This window comes from Acinetobacter lactucae (assembly GCF_013122135.1).
GTDB classification, from domain to species: Bacteria; Pseudomonadota; Gammaproteobacteria; order Pseudomonadales; family Moraxellaceae; genus Acinetobacter; species Acinetobacter lactucae.
Genome location: NZ_CP053391.1, coordinates 3,587,907 through 3,605,866, shown reverse-complemented (window position 1 = coordinate 3,605,866; position 17,960 = coordinate 3,587,907). Strand labels below are relative to the sequence as shown.

Sequence of the window (17,960 nt, the reverse complement as noted above, 5' to 3'; positions counted from 1 at the left end):
GGTATGCACTCTTTTGTACTGATCGTACATATTATTTTAGCGGTACTGATGATTGCCTTGATTCTAGTGCAACACGGTAAAGGTGCTGACGCTGGTGCTTCTTTCGGCGGTGGCGGAGCTGCAACTGTATTCGGGGCATCGGGTTCAGGTAATTTCCTTACTCGCCTTACTGCAGTTTTAACAGCCTTGTTTTTCGTGACGAGTTTAACTCTTGCTGTTTTTGCAAAAAAACAGACTACGGAGGCATATAGCTTGAAAACTGTACAAACTACAGCACCTGTTCAAACGACATCGCCTGAAACTTCACCAAATGCACCAAAATCGAGTCAATAATTCGAAATAAGGCTTTCCTTTTGCAGTTGGAAGGACTAGAATGCGTCCCACAAGCTGCGGTGGTGGTGGAATTGGTAGACACGCTACCTTGAGGTGGTAGTGCCTTCGGGCGTGGGGGTTCAAGTCCCCCCTTCCGCACCAACTTTGAACCAGAAAGTTGAGTGCAAGCAGTTTATTGATGCGGGATGGAGCAGTCTGGTAGCTCGTCGGGCTCATAACCCGAAGGTCGTTGGTTCAAATCCAGCTCCCGCTACCAATTTGATTAAGGTGCAACTTAATCAAGCTAATATTGGATAAGTTTACATTGACTTTTTTCGATATTTGTATATAATTTTTGCACGTTGATGCGGGATGGAGCAGTCTGGTAGCTCGTCGGGCTCATAACCCGAAGGTCGTTGGTTCAAATCCAGCTCCCGCTACCAAGTTTCTTAAAAGAGGCTCACAGACAGGTGGGCCTTTTTGCACAGTGGACTATTGTTTTCTGTGCTAAATAGGGGCGATTAACGCCCTTTTTTATTGGTTATCGTATCGCTATCGTGTAGTGTCGACATCAATTGGTCAAATAGTCATGCTTCACTATAGTAGGTCTGTGTCGGTTAAAACAACCGATTGAATCGCACGAGAATGACGAGAGTAAATGAAATTATCAAATAAATCCCAAGCATTGCATGACTTAATTGTTCCTGCAGTGGAAGCATGTGGTGTTGACCTTTGGGGAATCGAATTTCTCCCACAAGGTAAACGTTCATTATTGCGTATTTATATCGATAAACCGGTAAGTGAAGATGCTGAGCCTGTAATTAATGAAGATGGCGAAGTAGAACTAGGCCGTGGTATCGGTGTACAAGATTGTGTGCGTGTAACACAACAAGTTGGCGCAATGTTGGATGTTCATGATCCAATTTCAGGTGAGTATTCATTAGAAGTTTCTTCACCAGGCTGGGATCGTCCTTTTTTCCAACTAGAACAGTTACAAGGCTACATCGGACAACAAATTGCTTTGCGTTTAATTGCAGCAGTAGAAAACCGTCGTAAATTTCAAGCAAAACTTATCGCAGTAGACCTTGAAAATGAAGAAATTCAGGTTGAAGTTGATGGGAAGCATGTGCTTGTGATCGACAGCAACAATATCGATAAAGCAAACTTGATCTATCAAGATTAAATTTATTTAAATTTTATAAGAAATCGGTAGGTGACTTATGGGCCGCGAAATTCTTACCGTTGTTGAAACGGTTAGTAATGAAAAAGGTGTTAGTCGTGAAGCGATCTTCGAGGCTTTAGAACAAGCTCTAGTTGCTGCAACGAAGAAAAGATTTTACGAAGGTACGCACGCTGAAGAAGCTCAGCTTCGTGTAGAAATTGATCGTAAAACTGGTGATTACCGTACGTTCCGTCAATGGACTGTCGTGGCAGATGAAGATCATGAAATGCCAGCTTGCCAAGATGCAATTTCTGACGTTGATCCAGCTAAATGGTCAATTGGTGACGTGCGTGAACTCGAAGTAGAATCTATTGAGTTTGGTCGTATCGCTGCACAAATTGCAAAACAAGTTATCGTACAAAAAATTCGTGAAGCTGAGCGTGCTTTAGTTGCTGATGCATACGAGTCTAAAGTTGGTGAGTTAATTTACGGTGAAGTGAAAAAACAAACCAAAGATGGCTTCATTATCGACTTGGGCGACAACGCAGAAGCTTACCTTGCACGTGAAGAGATGATTCCAAAAGAAATTCTTCGTCCAAAACAACGTGTAAACGCTATTTTATATAATGTTAACCGTGAAGGTCGTGGCGCTCAGTTGTTGTTATCACGCGCTAAGCCTGAAATGTTAATTGCTTTAATGAAAAAAGAAATTCCAGAAATTTCTGAAGAAATCATTGAAATTAAAGCGGCAGCACGTCAACCGGGCGTTCGTGCTAAAATTGCAGTGAAAACAAATGATCACCGTATTGACCCTGTAGGTGCATGTATTGGTATGCGTGGTACGCGTATTCAAGCTGTACAACAAGAGTTAAATGGTGAGCGTATTGATGTAGTGGTCTGGTCTGATGATCCGGCTCAATACATTGCTAGTGCATTAGAACCAGCTGATGTTTCAGGCATCGTGCTTGATGAAGATGCAAGAAGTGCCGACATTATTTTTGCAACCAGCGATCAATTAGCTCGTGCGATTGGCTCTCAAGGTCAAAACGTTCGTTTAGCTTCTGATTTAACTGGCTACAAACTCGACATGATGCTTGAAGAAGAGTATCGTGCTCGTCAGCAAAATGAAGCTCAGCAATATCTCGACATGTTTGTATCACGTCTCGATATTGAAGAAGATTTAGCAATGGCATTGGTGGAAATGGGCTTCACTTCTTTAGAAGAGATTGCTTATGTTCCTGCTGAAACTTTTGACGAAATTGAGCTTGATGCTGAATTGGTTGAGTTATTGCAAAGTCGTGCAAAAGAAGCAGCCCTTACTGATGCTTTGAAACAGCAAGAAAATATTCAAGAACCGAGCGCAGACCTTCTCACTATGGAAGGCATGACTTCTGAGATCGCTTACTCGCTTGCCGCTCGCGGTATTATTACTGTCGACGATTTGGCAGATCAGGCTACTGACGATATCTCTGATATTGAAGGTCTTGGTCATGAAAAAGCAGGTCAATTGATCATGAAAGCTCGCGAATCATGGTTTAACTAGGAGATGAAATATGACGGACAAGTCGATTAAAGAGTTAGCTCTCAGTGTAGGACGTCCTGTTGAGAAGCTCCTAGAACAGGCTCGTGAAGCAGGTTTGCCTCAACGTACAGCAGACGACATTATTACCACTGAACAACAGGATACTTTGGTCAATCATTTGAAAAAAGTTCATGGTCAGGAAAGTGGTAACACAGGAAAAATTGCGTTGAAACGTAAAACAACCAGTACCGCTAAAGTTGCAAGTACTTCAGGTAAAGCAAAAACGATTAACGTAGAAGTACGTAAAAAACAGGTTTTTGCTAAACCAAACCCTGAACAAATTGCAGCAGAAGCTAAAGCACGTGCAGAAGCAGAAGCGAAAGCACGTGTAGAACAGCAAACGCGTGAAACTGCCGAGCAAAAAGCGCGTCTTCAAACAGAGCAAAAAGCTAAAGCAACTTTAGATGCTATGCGTGCTGCTCATCAACAAGATACTGCTGCACAGACAGCTCCAAAAGCTGCTGTTGTAGTGAAAAAGCGTGGTGGTGGTACAGTAAAACCTGCACCAAAACCAGCTGAAACTCCAGAACAGAAAAGAGCTCGTGAAGAGCAGTCAGCTCAGTTAAAAGCAACTGAAGAAGCTGCACGTCGTAAAGCGGCTGAAGAAGCTCAGCAACGTACACTTGAACAAATGCGCAAAATGGCGTCTAAGTATTCAAATGACGATGCTACTACGACAATTCGTGTGATTGATGATTCTCCACTTGCTTCAGGTCTAGTTGGCCAAGCTTATGAAGATTCATTTAAGCAAGAAGACCGTGAAATTAAACGCGGTGGCGCAACCACTAACCCACGTGCTGGGAAGAAAGGTGGTCGTCGTGGTCAAGAAGAGCAAAGCTTTGTTAACCATAACAAACGTGGTTTAAAATCAAGCCAGGCGAATAAGCATGGATTTGAAAAGCCAGTTAAAAAGCAAGTTTATGATGTAGAAATCGGTTCAAGCATTGTTGTTGCCGATCTTGCTCAAAAAATGGCAATTAAAGTACGTGAAGTTATCAAAACACTTATGAAAATGGGTGAATTGGTTAACCAAGATCAAGCTATTGATCAAGACACAGCGGCACTTGTTGTAGAAGAAATGGGCCACAACCCTGTTTTAGTTTCTGATACACAAGCGGAAGATAACTTGCTTGAAGCAGCTGAAGAAGCTCGTGGTGAGCAAACAACTCGTCCGCCAGTTGTTACCATTATGGGTCACGTCGACCATGGTAAAACATCATTGCTTGACCGTATTCGTCGTTCGAAAGTGGCGGCTGGTGAAGCAGGTGGTATTACCCAGCATATTGGTGCATATCACGTTGAAACAGACAAAGGGATTATTACATTCCTTGATACACCGGGACATGCGGCATTTACTTCAATGCGTGCACGTGGTGCTAAAGCAACAGATATCGTTGTATTGGTTGTTGCAGCAGATGACGGTGTAATGCCACAAACTGCGGAAGCAATTGACCATGCTCGTGCAGCAGGTACTCCAATTATTGTTGCAATCAACAAAATGGATAAAGAATCTGCTGATCCAGACCGTGTGTTAAATGAATTAACAACGAAACAAATCGTTCCAGAAGAATGGGGTGGTGATGTTCCGATTGCTAAGGTTTCTGCACACAGTGGACAAGGTATTGATGAACTCCTTGATTTAATTCTTATTCAATCAGAATTGATGGAATTAAAAGCATCTGCTGAAGGTGCTGCGCAAGGTGTTGTTATTGAAGCACGTGTCGATAAAGGCCGTGGTGCGGTAACTTCTATTCTTGTTCAAAACGGTACATTAAACATTGGTGACCTTGTTCTTGCAGGTTCATCTTATGGCCGTGTCCGTGCAATGTCTGATGAAAACGGTAAGCCAATTAAATCAGCAGGCCCATCTATTCCTGTAGAAATTCTGGGTCTACCAGATGCTCCAATGGCAGGTGATGAAGTTCTTGTTGTTAATGACGAGAAGAAAGCGCGTGAAGTTGCCGATGCTCGTGCTGACCGTGAGCGTCAAAAACGTATTGATCGTCAAAGCGCAATGCGCCTTGAAAATATCATGTCGTCAATGGGCAAAAAAGATGTTCCTACAGTCAACGTTGTTTTGAAAACAGACGTACGTGGTACTTTAGAAGCATTGAATGCAGCTCTACACGAATTATCTACTGATGAAGTAAAAGTTCGTGTAATTAGTTCAGGTGTTGGTGCGATTACTGAGTCTGATGTGATTCTTGCTGAATCTTCAGAAGCGGTATTGTTAGGCTTTAACGTTCGTGCCGATACGACTGCTCGTCAGCGAAGTGACCAAGATGGTATCGATATTCGTTACTACAGCATCATTTATGAATTAATTGATGATGTGAAAGATGCTATGAGCGGTAAACTTGCTCCTGAACATCGTGAAACAATCTTGGGTGTTGCGGAAGTACGTGAAGTATTCCACTCAAGTAAGTTTGGTGCAGCAGCAGGTTGTATGGTACTTGAAGGCACATTACATCGTAATAAACCGATTCGCGTATTACGTGATGATGTTGTAATTTTCCAAGGTGAGCTTGAATCTCTTCGTCGTTATAAAGACGTAGTTGAGGAAGTTCGCGCAGGTATGGAATGTGGCCTTGCAGTTAAAGGTTATAAAGACATCAAACCACAAGATAAGATCGAAGTGTATGATGTTCAATTGATTAAACGGAGTCTTTAATGGCGGGTAGCCAACGCTTAAAGCGCATGGCGGATTCAGTACAACGTGAGTTGTCTGAGCTAATCCGTCAAGAGCTTAAAGATCCTCGCTTAGGTGGTCTAGTGACCATCTCTGCGGTGAAAGTTAGTGCGGATATGGGTTATGCTGAAGTTTATGTCACCGTTATGGGACGTGAACTAGGCGATGAGCAAAGTGAAGCAGCAAATAAAGAAACTTTAGATGTATTAAATAAAGCTTCTGGTTTCTTGCGTCACGAATTGAGCCGTCGCATTAAGACTCGTATTACGCCTCGCTTACGTTTCCATTACGATAAGACGAATGCATATGGTAACTATATGTTTGGTCTAATCGAAAAAGCGGTACAAGATTTACCAGAACGTAAGTCAGATGACCAAGAGTAATTAAAACTCAAAATAAAAAAGCCACCTTCGGGTGGCTTTTTTATTGATTCAATTTTTTATTCTTTAGGAGGTTCCATTGGCGGTTTGTTTTGTGAAAAGCGTTGACCAATTTTGTAACGGTCCCAAGGTAGAGGACGTTCAATGGCTTCAGGTACTTCACCACTTAATGAGCGTAAACGTAAATGTAGCGCAGCTTGAGCAATCAAATTAGCCGAAACTGGTGCGGTGATGAAAGCTAAAAGGGTAATGAGTAGCTCAGCAAAACCAAAGCGACCTTGGAAAGCAAAAAAGATCATGGAAGCGATCAGAAAGCTTCCTAAGCCGAGCGTACTCGACTTAGTTGGCGCATGTAAGCGCATGAATAAGTCAGGTAAACGGACCATACCGATTGAGCCCACTAGCATGAAGAAGGCACCAAAAACCAGAAAGACCGAAACAATAATTTCCATTGCAAATTGCATTTGACCTCTCCTTAATCGATAACATGACCAGTTGTGAAGTAGCGTGCTAAGGCAGCTGTAGATACGAAACCTAACATCGCAACCAGTAGTGCACCTTCGAATAGAGAGGTCGTCATCCAATAAATACCTAACACAACAATAAGACAAGTTGCATTGAGGAAAAGCGTATCGAGTGCCAAAAGTCGGTCTACAATTGATGGGCCCATGACCATTCTGAAAAGGCAAAGTAGCATCGAGATTGTAACGGCAATCAAGCTAATACCTAGAGCATAGGGTAAGATTGTCATGCACTTGCCTCCGTTTTACTTTTCACATCAAAAATTTCCATAAGAGGAATTTCATAACGTTGTTTGATGTCTTGAATGTCAGATTCGGTATTATCTGTGCTCAAAGCATGAACCAGAATATCCCCACGTTCCTGATCGATACCCGCAGAAACCGTACCAGGCGTTGTGGTGATGATCATCGCCAGCAAGGTATTGACCTGTTCATGTTCTGTTTCTAAAGGTACACGATACCATTTAGGATGTAATTTTTTGGTAGGCCCTAAAACAAGTTTTGCGACCTTAAAGTTAGAAATAATAATATCCCAAAGAACCACAAAGCATAGTTTAACAGCTGGTTTCCAGTGAATATGCGGTGTGCGGGTAATAAACGGTTTAACTAAACGAGGAATAATCAAGCCTAAAAGCATAGCAGTCAAAAGATCACTCGCATCAAGGCTATGCGCCAGCATCAACCAAAATAAAATGATGAGAACTGAAACAAATGGGTGTGGAAACCAGCGTTCAAGCAAATGAGATAACTGCATTGTTATGGCTCCATAGGTTTCAATTGACTTTCATCAACAATGGTAGGCGTTTGAAGTTTGTCCTGTTGCTGAATTTGTCGTTGTTTATATTCAGAGATATGCTCACCATTGAACGTATCTTTCGAAATAATGTCTGGAACAAGATAAGCATTATGATCTTCAACCTCACCGCCATACTTGGTTTCCGGTAAGTAAGCTGGGTCATATGGTTGCACACTGATGACTTCACCGTTTTGATCTACTTTAAGAATAGAGTGTTGGTAAAGCGCATGGTCTTGGATCTGCTCTGCGGTGTTTAATGTGTAATGCTGAATTGGTGCAGCAAAGACAACATAAGCGATTAAACCAGCAAGTAATATATAAATGACTTGATCGTTACGTGGTGGTGCGCGTTCCGGCAAAGCACGATAAAGAATATAAGCAGGATGGATTGGATCTTCTTCTGGAGGAGATGCGCGCCAGAATAAGATAAAACCAACACGTGTAAGAGCAATAATACTTAATAGGCTCACAACAAGCACAACACCAATAATCCAGCCTTGATAGCTAGCTTCAACTGTCGCTTGCAAGATAAATACTTTTCCAAGAAAACCACTAAAAGGTGGTAAACCTGCGAGCATCATGGCAATCAAGAAATAAGTCAGCATAGCCGCTTTTTCTTGTTTGATTCTTGGTGCAACTTTTAAATGATCTTTAAAATCTCCACGTTGTGAAGTGATCCATCCACAAAATAGATAAAAAGCTGCTCCGATCAATGTACTGTGCACTAAGTAATATAAAGCGCCAGACCATGCCTGTGTATTAGACATGGCAATGGCTGTAAGCAAAGTACCAATTGAAGAAAGTACCATAAAGCCGACAAAGCGACGCAAACGATCTGCCCCAATTGCTGCAATCACACCATAGAGTGAAGTAATTAAGCCAATAGGCAGTAACCAGCTTTTTAAGATTTCTTGACTAAGTGCATCGTCAAATACTGTTCCATTTACACGTAAAATAGAATAGATCCCGACTTTAGTCATGATGGTGAAAATCGCAGCTACAGGCGTACTTGCAACGGCATAAGTTTTTGGTAGCCAAAAACCGACAGGAAGCATTGCCGCTTTAATACCGAAAACAACAAAGAGAAGTAAGGAACCAGCGACTGCTAATTTGTGTTGATCTGCTTCAAGTGTCGGTATAAGTCGTGAGACATCGGCCATGTTAAGGCTACCCACACTGCCATAAATCATACCAAGCCCAATTAAGAATAGGGCAGAGGCTAAAAGATTGATAATGACATAGTGAACGCCAAGCTGAAAACGAGGTTTACCTTGTCCATGTAAGAGCAACACATACGAAGCCATCAACAGGATTTCAAAAAAGACGAAAAGGTTAAATAAGTCGCCTGTGAGGAATGCTCCACAGATCCCCATTAAGAGGAAATGTACCATGGCATGAAAATAGCGACCACGGGTGTCCCAGTTATCACTTGCATACCATAAAACTGGTACTGCTAATGCGTAGGTCAATACCAGCATAAAAGCTGAAAGACGATCGAGTACAAGGACAATACCAAACGGTGCTGACCATTCACTGAGTTGGTAAACAGTAATTTGACCCGTGCTGGCGTAACTTAGATAAACAATAGCGGTAATTAATCCGGCAATTGCTGAGACAAGGCTAATGCCACGGCGCCATGGCTGACGCCAGTCATCTTTTAAAGCACCTGCCCCAGGGTTGCCTAACAGTAATAAGATAAAAGCAGTAAATGCTGGGATGAGAATGCTAAAAATAGGCGTGTGTTGTTGCCAAAAAGATAAAAAATCAAACATCACGGCTCATCCTCACGCGGGTCGTATGTTGGGGAAGCATCTTCTTTAGCATCAACATGATCACTACCTGATTCATAACGGCTACGTAGCGCAAGTTGTACAATAAACGCTGTAGTTGCAAAACCGATCACGATGGCGGTTAATACCAGCGCTTGAGGAAGTGGATCGGTTATTTTTGTTGTTTCAGTTAAAATTGCCGGTGAGCTGATTTGTAATCGACCCATAGCGAATAAAAATAGGTTTACTGCATAACCGATTACAGCCAATCCAAGCACAACAGGGAAAGTACGAGCACGTAAAATCAGATAAATACCTGTGGCAACAAGTAAACCTATAGCAGAAGCCAATAAGAATTCTAAACTGATCATGATGATTCCTCCCGATGTGGTACAGGACCAGACATACTCGAATGACGAGAGTCGCCTAATACAGAGATGAGCAACATTGTCGCGCCTACAACGGTGATATAAACACCCAAGTCAAAACTTGCAGCTGAAGCTAGATGTAGTTTCCCTAGAATTGGTAATTCAACATAGACATGAGCGCTAGTGAGGAACGGACGTAACCAGAACCATGCTGCTATACCAGTCAAACCTGCAATCGTTAATCCTGTGCCAATCCAAACTTCGTAAAGGCGGCCTGACTTCGCTTTTAACAGCTGTTCTGCTTGATCTTGACCTAGTGCGATATATTGGATGATTAAGGCCATTGAGGTGATTAGACCTGCAATGAAGCCACCGCCTGGATAGTTATGTCCTCGCAAAAAGATATAAACACTGACGACAAGCGCTAGCGGTAATACCCAAGAGGCCGTAATACGGAACATAAGCGGAGATGGATTAAAACGGTAGGTGAGACCTTGAGTCATTGTTGTACCGTGTACACGCATACCATCCATTAAACAAAGTGCACCAATCGCAGCGATTCCTAATACCGTAATTTCACCGAAGGTATCGAAGCCACGGAAGTCAACTAAAATAACATTTACAATATTTGAGCCACCACCAAGTGGTAAAGACTGTTGGGCAAAGAACCAAGAAATCGAATTATGATCACGGGTTAAAATGAGCCACGTAATCCAGCCAATTCCTAAACCTCCAATAATTGCTAAGGCAGCATCTCTTAAACGTCTAGAGCGACGAGATTCATAAGGTGTTAGCTGTGGAAGTAAAGATAAACTCATTAATAAAAGAACAGTCGTTACAACGTCTACTGTAATTTGAGTTAGTGCTAAATCTGGTGCTGACATGGTGACGAAAACCATAGTTACCACTAGACCAATTGCACCACTAATAAGTACTGCCTTAATACGCTCATGGTGGAACCAGAGCATCATCCAACAGCCTGAGAACAATGTGAGCCAAAGAACGATAGCAATCCATGGAGCATGGGTGAGTTCACGTGTACCCGTGCTCAGCCCTTGATTGAGTAAAGGCATGGTCACCATGATGATGCTAAAAGCAATGATCCAGAACAAATAACTTTGCAATGAACCATTTTCCGTTTTCTGTTTGATTTTTCGGCTAGTAAGTAGCAGATGTTTTAAAAATAAATCAAATAAGATGCGGCCTTGTAATCTGCCTAGACGTGGGTCAAGGTCAATTTTGCGAATCATACCGTCTTTTGCTAAAGCAAAGTAGAAGAGCGTACCGCCAACCAAAGCAATAATACTCATCAAAAGCGGAGCGTTAAATCCATGCCAAATTGCAAGGTGTGTACCCGCAAATTCCGGTTGCATTAAGCTTGCTCTCGTTACGCTATTTACCAGTGGTTCTACCAATAGGGAAGGTAGAACGCCGACCAAGATACAGAGCACAGCAAGAAGAATGGCTGGGGCACGCATCCCGATCGGGGGTTCATGGGCATTTTTATTTGGAACTTGTTTGCCAATTGGACCATCAAAGAACACACCATGCACTAAGCGAATTGAGTAACTTACTGCGAAGATACCAGCCAGAGTGGCAATAATGCTGGCAAAGATAACCGTTGAACCTGAAAGATTCGCCAATAGCTCGGTAAAGAACATCTCTTTTGAAATAAAGCCGTTGGTGAGTGGTACACCTGCCATAGAGGCAGCGGTGATCATGGTGAGTGTGGCAGTGAAAGGAAGTAATTGCCAAATACCACTGAGTTTTCGAAGATCACGTGTGCCAGTTTCATGATCAATAATCCCTGCAAGCATAAACAGTGCTGCTTTAAATGTTGCATGGTTAATAATATGGAAAATAGCAGCAGCAACCGCTAAAGGAGAACCGATCCCTAGTAAACAAACAATAAGTCCTAAATGACTAATGGTTGAATAGGCTAACAGTCCTTTTAAATCTTCTTTGAAAATAGCAAAGCACGCTGCCATACAGAGCGTAAATAGGCCGACAAACGTAACGATATTATGATAAATCGCAGTGCCTATAAAAATTGGAAGTAAGCGGGCAAGTAGAAAAATCCCCGCTTTTACCATAGTCGCAGAGTGCAGATAAGCAGACACTGGTGTGGGTGCAGCCATTGCGTTCGGTAACCAAAAATGAAATGGAAACTGAGCACTCTTCGTAAATGCGCCAAGCAAAATCAGCAATAACATTGGAATAAAAAGAGTGTGGGCTTGGATCGCATCTTTCATGCCCATGATTTCGCTAATTTCATAGGTTCCAGTGATTTGTCCTAATAGAACAAATCCACCTAGCATTGCTAAACCGCCCATCCCTGTAATCGTGAGTGCCATTCGAGAGCCACGTTGAGCAGCCTCATAATTACTCCAATAACCCACTAGCAAGAAAGATGAAATACTGGTGAGCTCCCAAAAGACTAATAAAATAATAAGATTATTAGAGAGCGAAATACCCAGCATTGCTGCCATAAACAGCATGAGTAAGGTATAGAGTTTACTTAAAGAATTTTTAGGGCCGAGATAATAATAGGCGTATATATAAATGAGTGTACCGATACCGGTAATAAGTAAAGAGAATAATAAACCAAGAGCATCGAGTCCGAAGCTCAGATTGATCCCTAATTGAGGTAGCCAATCCCAGCTTTGTTGAATGCTTGCACCACCAAGCACAGTTTTAGCCTGAGTCAGTAATAAACCAAAACTGGTTAAACTGACTCCAATTGCCCCTAAAGCCGTTACTCCACGCGAGAACCGTTGAAGCAATGAAACAAGGGTGGTGCCTAATATTAACGGTAATAAGATAATTATCGGTAGCACACTCGTATCCATATATGATTTAGGTCGAAACCTAAAGGTGAAATTTTAATTTCAGAATAGATAGGAATTCAAAGAGAGTTCCAAAGCTTATTATTCCGAAAACCCAACCAAATTAGAAAATAAAGCGAGAAACAAGTTGTATTGCGCAACTTGAAGAATAAAAACGCAAAATGAAATTTATTGTACACTAAAAAAGCATTGAAAATCTGATGTTATTACATGTAGTAACAACATCTAGTTATTTTAGAGCCTAAAAAACCGCACTCCACCATATATTTTGTGAGTGCAGTTTTTTGATTATAAAGCTCAAACCGAAGGGCTCTCCTCTGGTGTGTCTCCCGCATGAATCATCTTTAATAATTCATTTTTTTGTTGTTCATTTAAACCCTGAATTTGCTGAAATAAAACCTCAATCTGTGCTGGTGTTGGGTCTATTAAATTTAGAGGTTGTGCTTCTATATGTGGTACTAAAGGTTCGCTTCTTTGAAGTAAGGTATAGATCTGTTCAAGTTGTTGCTTGGTCGTATTTAGGTCAAGATGGCTAATTTTACCGTGCTCCAATTTTAGACATTGATAGGTTGAAGCATGTTCGAGTAACTCTTCACGACTTCCTGTTGCAATAATTTGTAGGCGTGGGAATGCTTGATGAAGTCTATTCAAAATTTCAGAGCAATGCGTCGAGTCGAGCTGTGCATCAATCTGGTCAATGAGTAAAATGCCATCTCCCTCAAGGCAAGGGTTTAAACTTAAAGGGTTGAGTAAGCAGAGTCGACGGGCTATATCACCCACTAAAGCAATCCAGGTTTTTGTTGTATTTGAAAGTTGCTGAAAAGGTAAGGTTTGATCTTCATAGTCAACCATGAGTTGCAGTCGAGGCTGATATTGTAGATATAGGTCTTTAAGCTCAGGCAAAACTATATTTAATGCATTCTTGAGGGCATATAGGTTAGGTGAAGTGAGTTGTTTGGGTTGCCCAGATAATTCTTTTTGAAGCTCATTTAATAATTCTGTTTGATCTTGCTGATCTGATTGCTTAGATCTAATGCGTTGTACTAGATATGCAGCTTGAGCATTTTCGATATCACTGATTTCTCGTAACCATTCAAAAAAGCGCGTAAAAGTTGTAAATGGGAGTGGGCTAATGTCATAGGCTGACATGGCTTGAGTAATGCCAGGTAAATTTTTATTGAGCAGATTAACGTCATTTACAAAGCGCTCGGCTGGGTAGTAAGCGATTAAGGGTAGCCCTTGTAATGGATCTTTTTTTGTGACTTGTTGATAAAGCGCCATGCTTTGATCAAGTTGCTGAGTTTCAACTTGGCTTATTCCGATACCACTAGCATTTAAGGTTTTAAAAAGTTTCCAGCTACACAGCGAAGAATCTACCTGCTGAGCAGAGGTACTTTCTGGTAAATGGCCAATTTCAGAAGGAATCTGAATGGTCACTTCGATTTTTGATTGGAGGCGCGACTGAGTAATGTCTTGATCAGGCATTACAATACCGGGACTACGTAAATCTTTAAGGCGAGCAGGCAACCAAGTTAAAGCATGGTAAGTATGTTTGAGCAACATACTTTTACCAGTTGCCTGTTCACCTAAAATTAAGGTGATTGGCTGTTTTTCATAGTGAAAATGTATTTTAAGGTCGTGAAACAGAGCAATATGTTTAAATTGGACAGATTCAAGTTTCATAGGCTCACCTAAGTATGAGCGCTTCAACCAACCGACTGACGAAGACTTAAAGGCGCCCTTAGTTTTAATTGTTGTATCAGATCATAAAGATGATGGATATTTAGACTTACTTTAGCACGAGTACAGGCAACGTACAGTAGTCTTAATTCTTCATCGGTAATCTTGTGCTCTAACCCATTAATTTTAAATTGATAGTCATCTTCAATATGAACACGGTTCCATTCTAGCCCTTTCGCTTTATGGGCTGTAGAGATGACATAGTCAGCCTGCTCAAGTGGGGTAATCTTTGCAAGTGCTTTTTTTAATGGGTCTGTGCCATGATCATCAACCAGTTTTACTAATGGCTTAATGTCACTACCTTCATTGGTTTCACAGTATTCATGGACATCGTGCCACGAATTAAACCATGCCAGTTCAGGCACATCCGTAACCCTTTTTCCTTGCTTTAAGAGGCTGGCAGCATCTACAAAACGGTTTAGTTTTTGATGATCAGCCTGCAAACTCACTTTATCGCCGTGAACTAAGCCTGCTAATAAAAGCTCCATTGCCCGAGCATTGGTACGGCATAAAATCGCATCACGCATTTTGGTGTGTGGTTTATTTACGACGCTCGATTTCTGGTTTGGGTTGCCAAGTAGGGGAACAGTTTCATTTAAACCGCCCAACAGTGCATTCGCAACATCGGCAATCGTTTCACCAAAACGAAAAGAGGTCGTTAAGCGAGACTCTGGCAACGGCAATTGTTGCATTGCATTAATCGCACCACGCCACGCATAGATTTGCTGATGTGCATCACCTACATAAATAACCTGCGTATTTTTTTGGCGAAGCAAAATACCCAACATTAAAGGATCAGCATCTTGTGCTTCATCAAATAGTACATAATCGGCTGGGATGTTAGGTTCAGACAATGCCCAAAGTTTGAGGTAAATATCGTGACCAATCCCAGCTTGGTGGTTTGGGTCGATGGACTCTAACCAACGGCGCTCTACAGCAGGGTAAAGATGGGTTTGAAGTGTAGTAATATCATCTGGATGTAACCAGTTTGGCGCCTGAATATGTCGAGGCGCGGGATATTGCGAACTGGTCGAACAGAAATAGCTCACTGCATTGGCGACAAGGCTCGCTAGGCGACTTGGCATTAAGACGTATTTCTCATAGCGTCCCCCCATCATGCGCCGTAATGTAATCGGTTCTAGTCGATATTCTTTTGCGATAAAGCTTGGGCTTAAGCGAGGCAAGCGTAATTTATCAGTCACCCCTCGTGGCACACTACGAAAAGCGAGTGAGTGAAAAGTACGACAATCTACATTACGATGAAATTTGTTTTGCGCTTCACCAGCAATGGCTTTGTTAAAAGCCAAATACATACCACGCCGTTCAGGCATGGCATCACTAATCATTTGTAACGTAGTAGTTTTACCTGTACCCGCATAGGCAATCACTTTAAATGATTGCCCAAGACGTGCGTTATCTATGGCAATGGCTTGCTCATAGGTGGCTTTAGGTTTTTCGATATTCGACACTGAGTGATTTTAAACCTTGTTGCGGTTAGCTTTTTCAACTAAACCAGATAAACCCTGACGACGAGCTAATTCGTCAATAATAAGTTGTGGATTAAGATCGAAATAACCCAACATGACAATGCTATGGAACCACAAATCGGCAGTTTCATAAATCAAGTCATTTAAATTGCTTTCTGTATTTTCAGCAGCGTAGTCTTTGGCAGCGATAATCGTTTCTACGCTTTCTTCGCCGACTTTTTCTAGGATTTTATTGATGCCTTTTTTGTAGAGGCTTGCCACATATGAAGTATCAGCTTCTGCTTGCTTACGCTCTTGCATCAATTGCCCTAAGTGAGCAAGTACATCAACTTGCTCTGTCGTGTGAACATGATCGTGGCTTTCAGTTTTGGCTTTGTCACCATAAATTGCATTAGGATCTTTTAATTGTGCATCGACAATTTCCCAGCCCTGTGGGGTAAGTTTGCGGTAGAAACAAGACTCACGACCTGTATGGCACGCGATCCCGCCGTGTTGTTCAACCTGTAATACAATGACGTCGGCATCGCAGTCTAAACGAATTTCATAAACCGTTTGGAAGTGACCTGATTCTTCACCCTTGTGCCAGAGTTTTTGGCGAGAACGAGAGAAATACACAGCCTGATTTTTTTCTGCTGTGAGCGCAAGTGATTCACGGTTCATCCACGCCACCATCAAAATACGTCCGGTTTGATGATGTTGAGCAATGGCAGGGATAAGACCTTGTTCGTTAAATTTTACTTCATCGAGCCATTGCGTGTTATTCATGAGGAATCACCAAAGAAATATGAACTATAAATTGATTTCAATCAGATGCTAAAAAATAGCTTGTATAGTGTACGGCATCAACGTCAGTTTTAGGAAAAATTCTTTGTCCTTTTTGTCTTTGTCAGCCCAATGAGTAGCTTGAATACGATTACTTTTAAAAGTCAGACAGAGATTCACTTTTTAAATTAAAAGTACTGTTTTCTTTAGGCAATTGAGCTACTCGATCATAATCAAGTTGTTGAAATGGGCCAGTCTTTAAGCCTGAAATCGTGATCGCCATTTCTTTTCGAAAATAAGGGATTTGATACATCCAAGGGAAAACTAAATCTCTTAAACCTCCAGCCCACCAATGGTCAGATTGATAAAGTGGTGTTAGTAAACGACTGAGAAATTGATAAAACTGGGTAGATGAACGGCGAAGCTGATGGTAGTGCTGCCAGAGTAGGGACCAATCAATATTTTGGTTCTTTTGAGCTTGTTGCAATGATTGAGAAAAAGCCCAAGCATCCAATAATGCCATGTTAGCCCCTTGTCCTAATTGAGGGCTCATCGCATGAGCTGCATCTCCAATTACGCCAATTCGACCTTGGCCAAATTGACTCATAACGACATCACGATAGTTTGCAGATAACCATTTAGGTTGAGTTTGACTGTTATACAAAATTTCTTTCAGCCATTCTGCTACCTTGGGCCAGCGTTCTGAGATTTGCTTTAACCAAGCTTGTTTCGCCTGTTCATCTTGCAAAAAGCTTTGTAGTTGTGGTGTAGGTAAGCTCCAAAAAACACTTGAAAGACGCTGTTGAGGTTCAGTTGGAATGGCTCCTGTAGGTAGAATTCCCATCATAATTTTCGAGCGATCATAAAATTGATGCAGAATTTCAGAATCGAGCACTTGGCACTCAGGCACGATACTCCAGGCTGCACCCCACGGATAGGCTTGATCGACATTTACCCATGCTTTAGGTCTTAATTGACTACGCGCACCGTTGGCAATAAGTACAGCATCAAAGCGAGCCTCAAACTTATGGTTTTGATGCATGCCGAACAGTCGAACTTCATCGTTACTTTCTTCAAAGCTTTCAACAGAGTGGTTCATACGCCAAGTAATTTGGCTTGAATATTCACTAAGCTTTTGTGTGAGCACATGACATAAAGTGGCACGGTGTATACCTAAACCATAAAGATTTGCTGATGCTTCATGATAATGACTATTCACTAAAAGACGCTTGTCTGGAAGTTGGCCTTCTAGGCCAGTGACTCTTGCACCTAATGTTAAGGCTTTGTCGAGCACACCTAAATGTTCAAATACAGCTAAGCCCGCGGGTTGTAGTAATAAACCGGCACCGACCGGAGATAACTCATCAACTTGTTCAAAAATTGTAACGTTATTGCCTTGGCGGGCGAGTAAAATCGCAGTGGCTAAACCTGCAGTGCCGGCACCGATAATGGCAAAATGAGGTGTTTTCATTGTTTGTTCTTTTGAAGCATTTATAGTTTCAATTTAGCAATGAACGAATAGTTGAGCTATAAATTTTTTTAAAAT

General features: G+C 41.8%; 15 protein-coding genes and 3 tRNA genes. 8 read left to right on the top strand and 10 right to left on the bottom strand.

Annotated elements, in window-relative coordinates; all coding sequences use genetic code 11:
* Nucleotides 1-3: 3 nt before the first annotated feature.
* From secG to HLV59_RS16790, 8 genes are all read left to right on the top strand, one after another.
* On the top strand, nt 4-333 hold the full coding sequence (gene secG / locus HLV59_RS16825; RefSeq protein ID WP_171430410.1) for a preprotein translocase subunit SecG: 330 nt from the start codon (nt 4-6) through the stop codon (nt 331-333).
* A 56-nt stretch (nt 334-389) separates the two neighbouring features.
* Nucleotides 390-474: transfer RNA gene (locus HLV59_RS16820), tRNA-Leu, on the top strand.
* Between the two features lie 38 nt (nt 475-512).
* Nucleotides 513-589 (top strand) — tRNA-Met (locus tag HLV59_RS16815).
* Between the two features lie 89 nt (nt 590-678).
* Nucleotides 679-755, top strand: a tRNA-Met gene (locus HLV59_RS16810).
* Between the two features lie 215 nt (nt 756-970).
* A complete protein-coding gene (gene rimP / locus HLV59_RS16805; protein WP_016144169.1) occupies nt 971-1,495 on the top strand; it encodes a ribosome maturation factor RimP in 525 nt (174 codons plus the stop codon).
* Between the two features lie 37 nt (nt 1,496-1,532).
* Nucleotides 1,533-3,017: a transcription termination factor NusA gene (nusA, locus tag HLV59_RS16800; RefSeq protein ID WP_002115134.1), complete on the top strand. Its 1,485-nt coding sequence runs from the start codon at nt 1,533-1,535 to the stop codon at nt 3,015-3,017.
* A 10-nt stretch (nt 3,018-3,027) separates the two neighbouring features.
* Complete coding sequence (gene infB, locus HLV59_RS16795) at nt 3,028-5,727, top strand: translation initiation factor IF-2 (RefSeq protein ID WP_031947214.1); 2,700 nt, start codon at nt 3,028-3,030, stop codon at nt 5,725-5,727.
* A complete protein-coding gene (locus tag HLV59_RS16790) occupies nt 5,727-6,128 on the top strand; it encodes a ribosome-binding factor A (RefSeq protein ID WP_002114836.1) in 402 nt (133 codons plus the stop codon). The genes infB and HLV59_RS16790 overlap by 1 nt, the downstream gene beginning before the upstream one ends.
* A gap of 56 nt (nt 6,129-6,184) precedes the next feature.
* Here HLV59_RS16790 and HLV59_RS16785 read toward each other — a convergent pair whose 3' ends face one another.
* From HLV59_RS16785 to HLV59_RS16740, 10 genes are all read right to left on the bottom strand, one after another.
* On the bottom strand, nt 6,185-6,589 hold the full coding sequence (locus tag HLV59_RS16785) for a Na+/H+ antiporter subunit G (RefSeq protein WP_014208229.1): 405 nt from the start codon (nt 6,587-6,589) through the stop codon (nt 6,185-6,187).
* Between the two features lie 11 nt (nt 6,590-6,600).
* Nucleotides 6,601-6,876, bottom strand: a complete 276-nt coding sequence (locus tag HLV59_RS16780; protein ID WP_016144171.1) for a monovalent cation/H+ antiporter subunit F — start codon at nt 6,874-6,876, stop codon at nt 6,601-6,603.
* Complete coding sequence (locus HLV59_RS16775; protein WP_004794999.1) at nt 6,873-7,400, bottom strand: Na+/H+ antiporter subunit E; 528 nt, start codon at nt 7,398-7,400, stop codon at nt 6,873-6,875. The genes HLV59_RS16780 and HLV59_RS16775 overlap by 4 nt, the downstream gene beginning before the upstream one ends.
* A 2-nt stretch (nt 7,401-7,402) precedes the next feature.
* Nucleotides 7,403-9,214: a monovalent cation/H+ antiporter subunit D gene (locus HLV59_RS16770; protein WP_125699032.1), complete on the bottom strand. Its 1,812-nt coding sequence runs from the start codon at nt 9,212-9,214 to the stop codon at nt 7,403-7,405.
* The gene (locus HLV59_RS16765; protein ID WP_002115033.1) at nt 9,214-9,582 is read right to left on the bottom strand and encodes a Na+/H+ antiporter subunit C; all 369 of its coding nucleotides are present in this window, start codon (nt 9,580-9,582) and stop codon (nt 9,214-9,216) included. The genes HLV59_RS16770 and HLV59_RS16765 overlap by 1 nt, the downstream gene beginning before the upstream one ends.
* The gene (locus HLV59_RS16760; protein ID WP_171430409.1) at nt 9,579-12,428 is read right to left on the bottom strand and encodes a monovalent cation/H+ antiporter subunit A; all 2,850 of its coding nucleotides are present in this window, start codon (nt 12,426-12,428) and stop codon (nt 9,579-9,581) included. The genes HLV59_RS16765 and HLV59_RS16760 overlap by 4 nt, the downstream gene beginning before the upstream one ends.
* A 294-nt stretch (nt 12,429-12,722) precedes the next feature.
* Nucleotides 12,723-14,108 carry an AAA family ATPase gene (locus HLV59_RS16755; RefSeq protein WP_171430408.1) on the bottom strand — a complete coding sequence of 462 codons (1,386 nt, stop codon included), beginning with the start codon at nt 14,106-14,108 and terminating at the stop codon, nt 12,723-12,725.
* A 23-nt stretch (nt 14,109-14,131) separates the two neighbouring features.
* Nucleotides 14,132-15,634 carry a UvrD-helicase domain-containing protein gene (locus HLV59_RS16750; RefSeq protein WP_171430407.1) on the bottom strand — a complete coding sequence of 501 codons (1,503 nt, stop codon included), beginning with the start codon at nt 15,632-15,634 and terminating at the stop codon, nt 14,132-14,134.
* A 9-nt stretch (nt 15,635-15,643) separates the two neighbouring features.
* A complete protein-coding gene (gene hisIE / locus HLV59_RS16745) occupies nt 15,644-16,417 on the bottom strand; it encodes a bifunctional phosphoribosyl-AMP cyclohydrolase/phosphoribosyl-ATP diphosphatase HisIE (protein ID WP_171430406.1) in 774 nt (257 codons plus the stop codon).
* 154 nt (nt 16,418-16,571) lie between these two features.
* Entirely contained in the window at nt 16,572-17,885 is a 1,314-nt protein-coding gene (locus tag HLV59_RS16740; RefSeq protein ID WP_171430405.1) for an FAD-dependent oxidoreductase, read from the bottom strand.
* Between the last annotated feature and the right edge of the window lie 75 nt (nt 17,886-17,960).

What these genes read in the sequence shown, in the direction of transcription:
- secG (WP_171430410.1), top strand. Translation starts at nt 4, where the DNA reads ATGCACTCTTTTGTACTGATCGTACATATTATTTTAGCGGTACTGATG.
- rimP (WP_016144169.1), top strand. Translation starts at nt 971, where the DNA reads ATGAAATTATCAAATAAATCCCAAGCATTGCATGACTTAATTGTTCCT.
- nusA (WP_002115134.1), top strand. Translation starts at nt 1,533, where the DNA reads ATGGGCCGCGAAATTCTTACCGTTGTTGAAACGGTTAGTAATGAAAAA.
- infB (WP_031947214.1), top strand. Translation starts at nt 3,028, where the DNA reads ATGACGGACAAGTCGATTAAAGAGTTAGCTCTCAGTGTAGGACGTCCT.
- HLV59_RS16790 (WP_002114836.1), top strand. Translation starts at nt 5,727, where the DNA reads ATGGCGGGTAGCCAACGCTTAAAGCGCATGGCGGATTCAGTACAACGT.
- HLV59_RS16785 (WP_014208229.1), bottom strand. Translation starts at nt 6,589, where the DNA reads ATGCAATTTGCAATGGAAATTATTGTTTCGGTCTTTCTGGTTTTTGGT.
- HLV59_RS16780 (WP_016144171.1), bottom strand. Translation starts at nt 6,876, where the DNA reads ATGACAATCTTACCCTATGCTCTAGGTATTAGCTTGATTGCCGTTACA.
- HLV59_RS16775 (WP_004794999.1), bottom strand. Translation starts at nt 7,400, where the DNA reads ATGCAGTTATCTCATTTGCTTGAACGCTGGTTTCCACACCCATTTGTT.
- HLV59_RS16770 (WP_125699032.1), bottom strand. Translation starts at nt 9,214, where the DNA reads ATGTTTGATTTTTTATCTTTTTGGCAACAACACACGCCTATTTTTAGC.
- HLV59_RS16765 (WP_002115033.1), bottom strand. Translation starts at nt 9,582, where the DNA reads ATGATCAGTTTAGAATTCTTATTGGCTTCTGCTATAGGTTTACTTGTT.
- HLV59_RS16760 (WP_171430409.1), bottom strand. Translation starts at nt 12,428, where the DNA reads ATGGATACGAGTGTGCTACCGATAATTATCTTATTACCGTTAATATTA.
- HLV59_RS16755 (WP_171430408.1), bottom strand. Translation starts at nt 14,108, where the DNA reads ATGAAACTTGAATCTGTCCAATTTAAACATATTGCTCTGTTTCACGAC.
- hisIE (WP_171430406.1), bottom strand. Translation starts at nt 16,417, where the DNA reads ATGAATAACACGCAATGGCTCGATGAAGTAAAATTTAACGAACAAGGT.
- HLV59_RS16740 (WP_171430405.1), bottom strand. Translation starts at nt 17,885, where the DNA reads ATGAAAACACCTCATTTTGCCATTATCGGTGCCGGCACTGCAGGTTTA.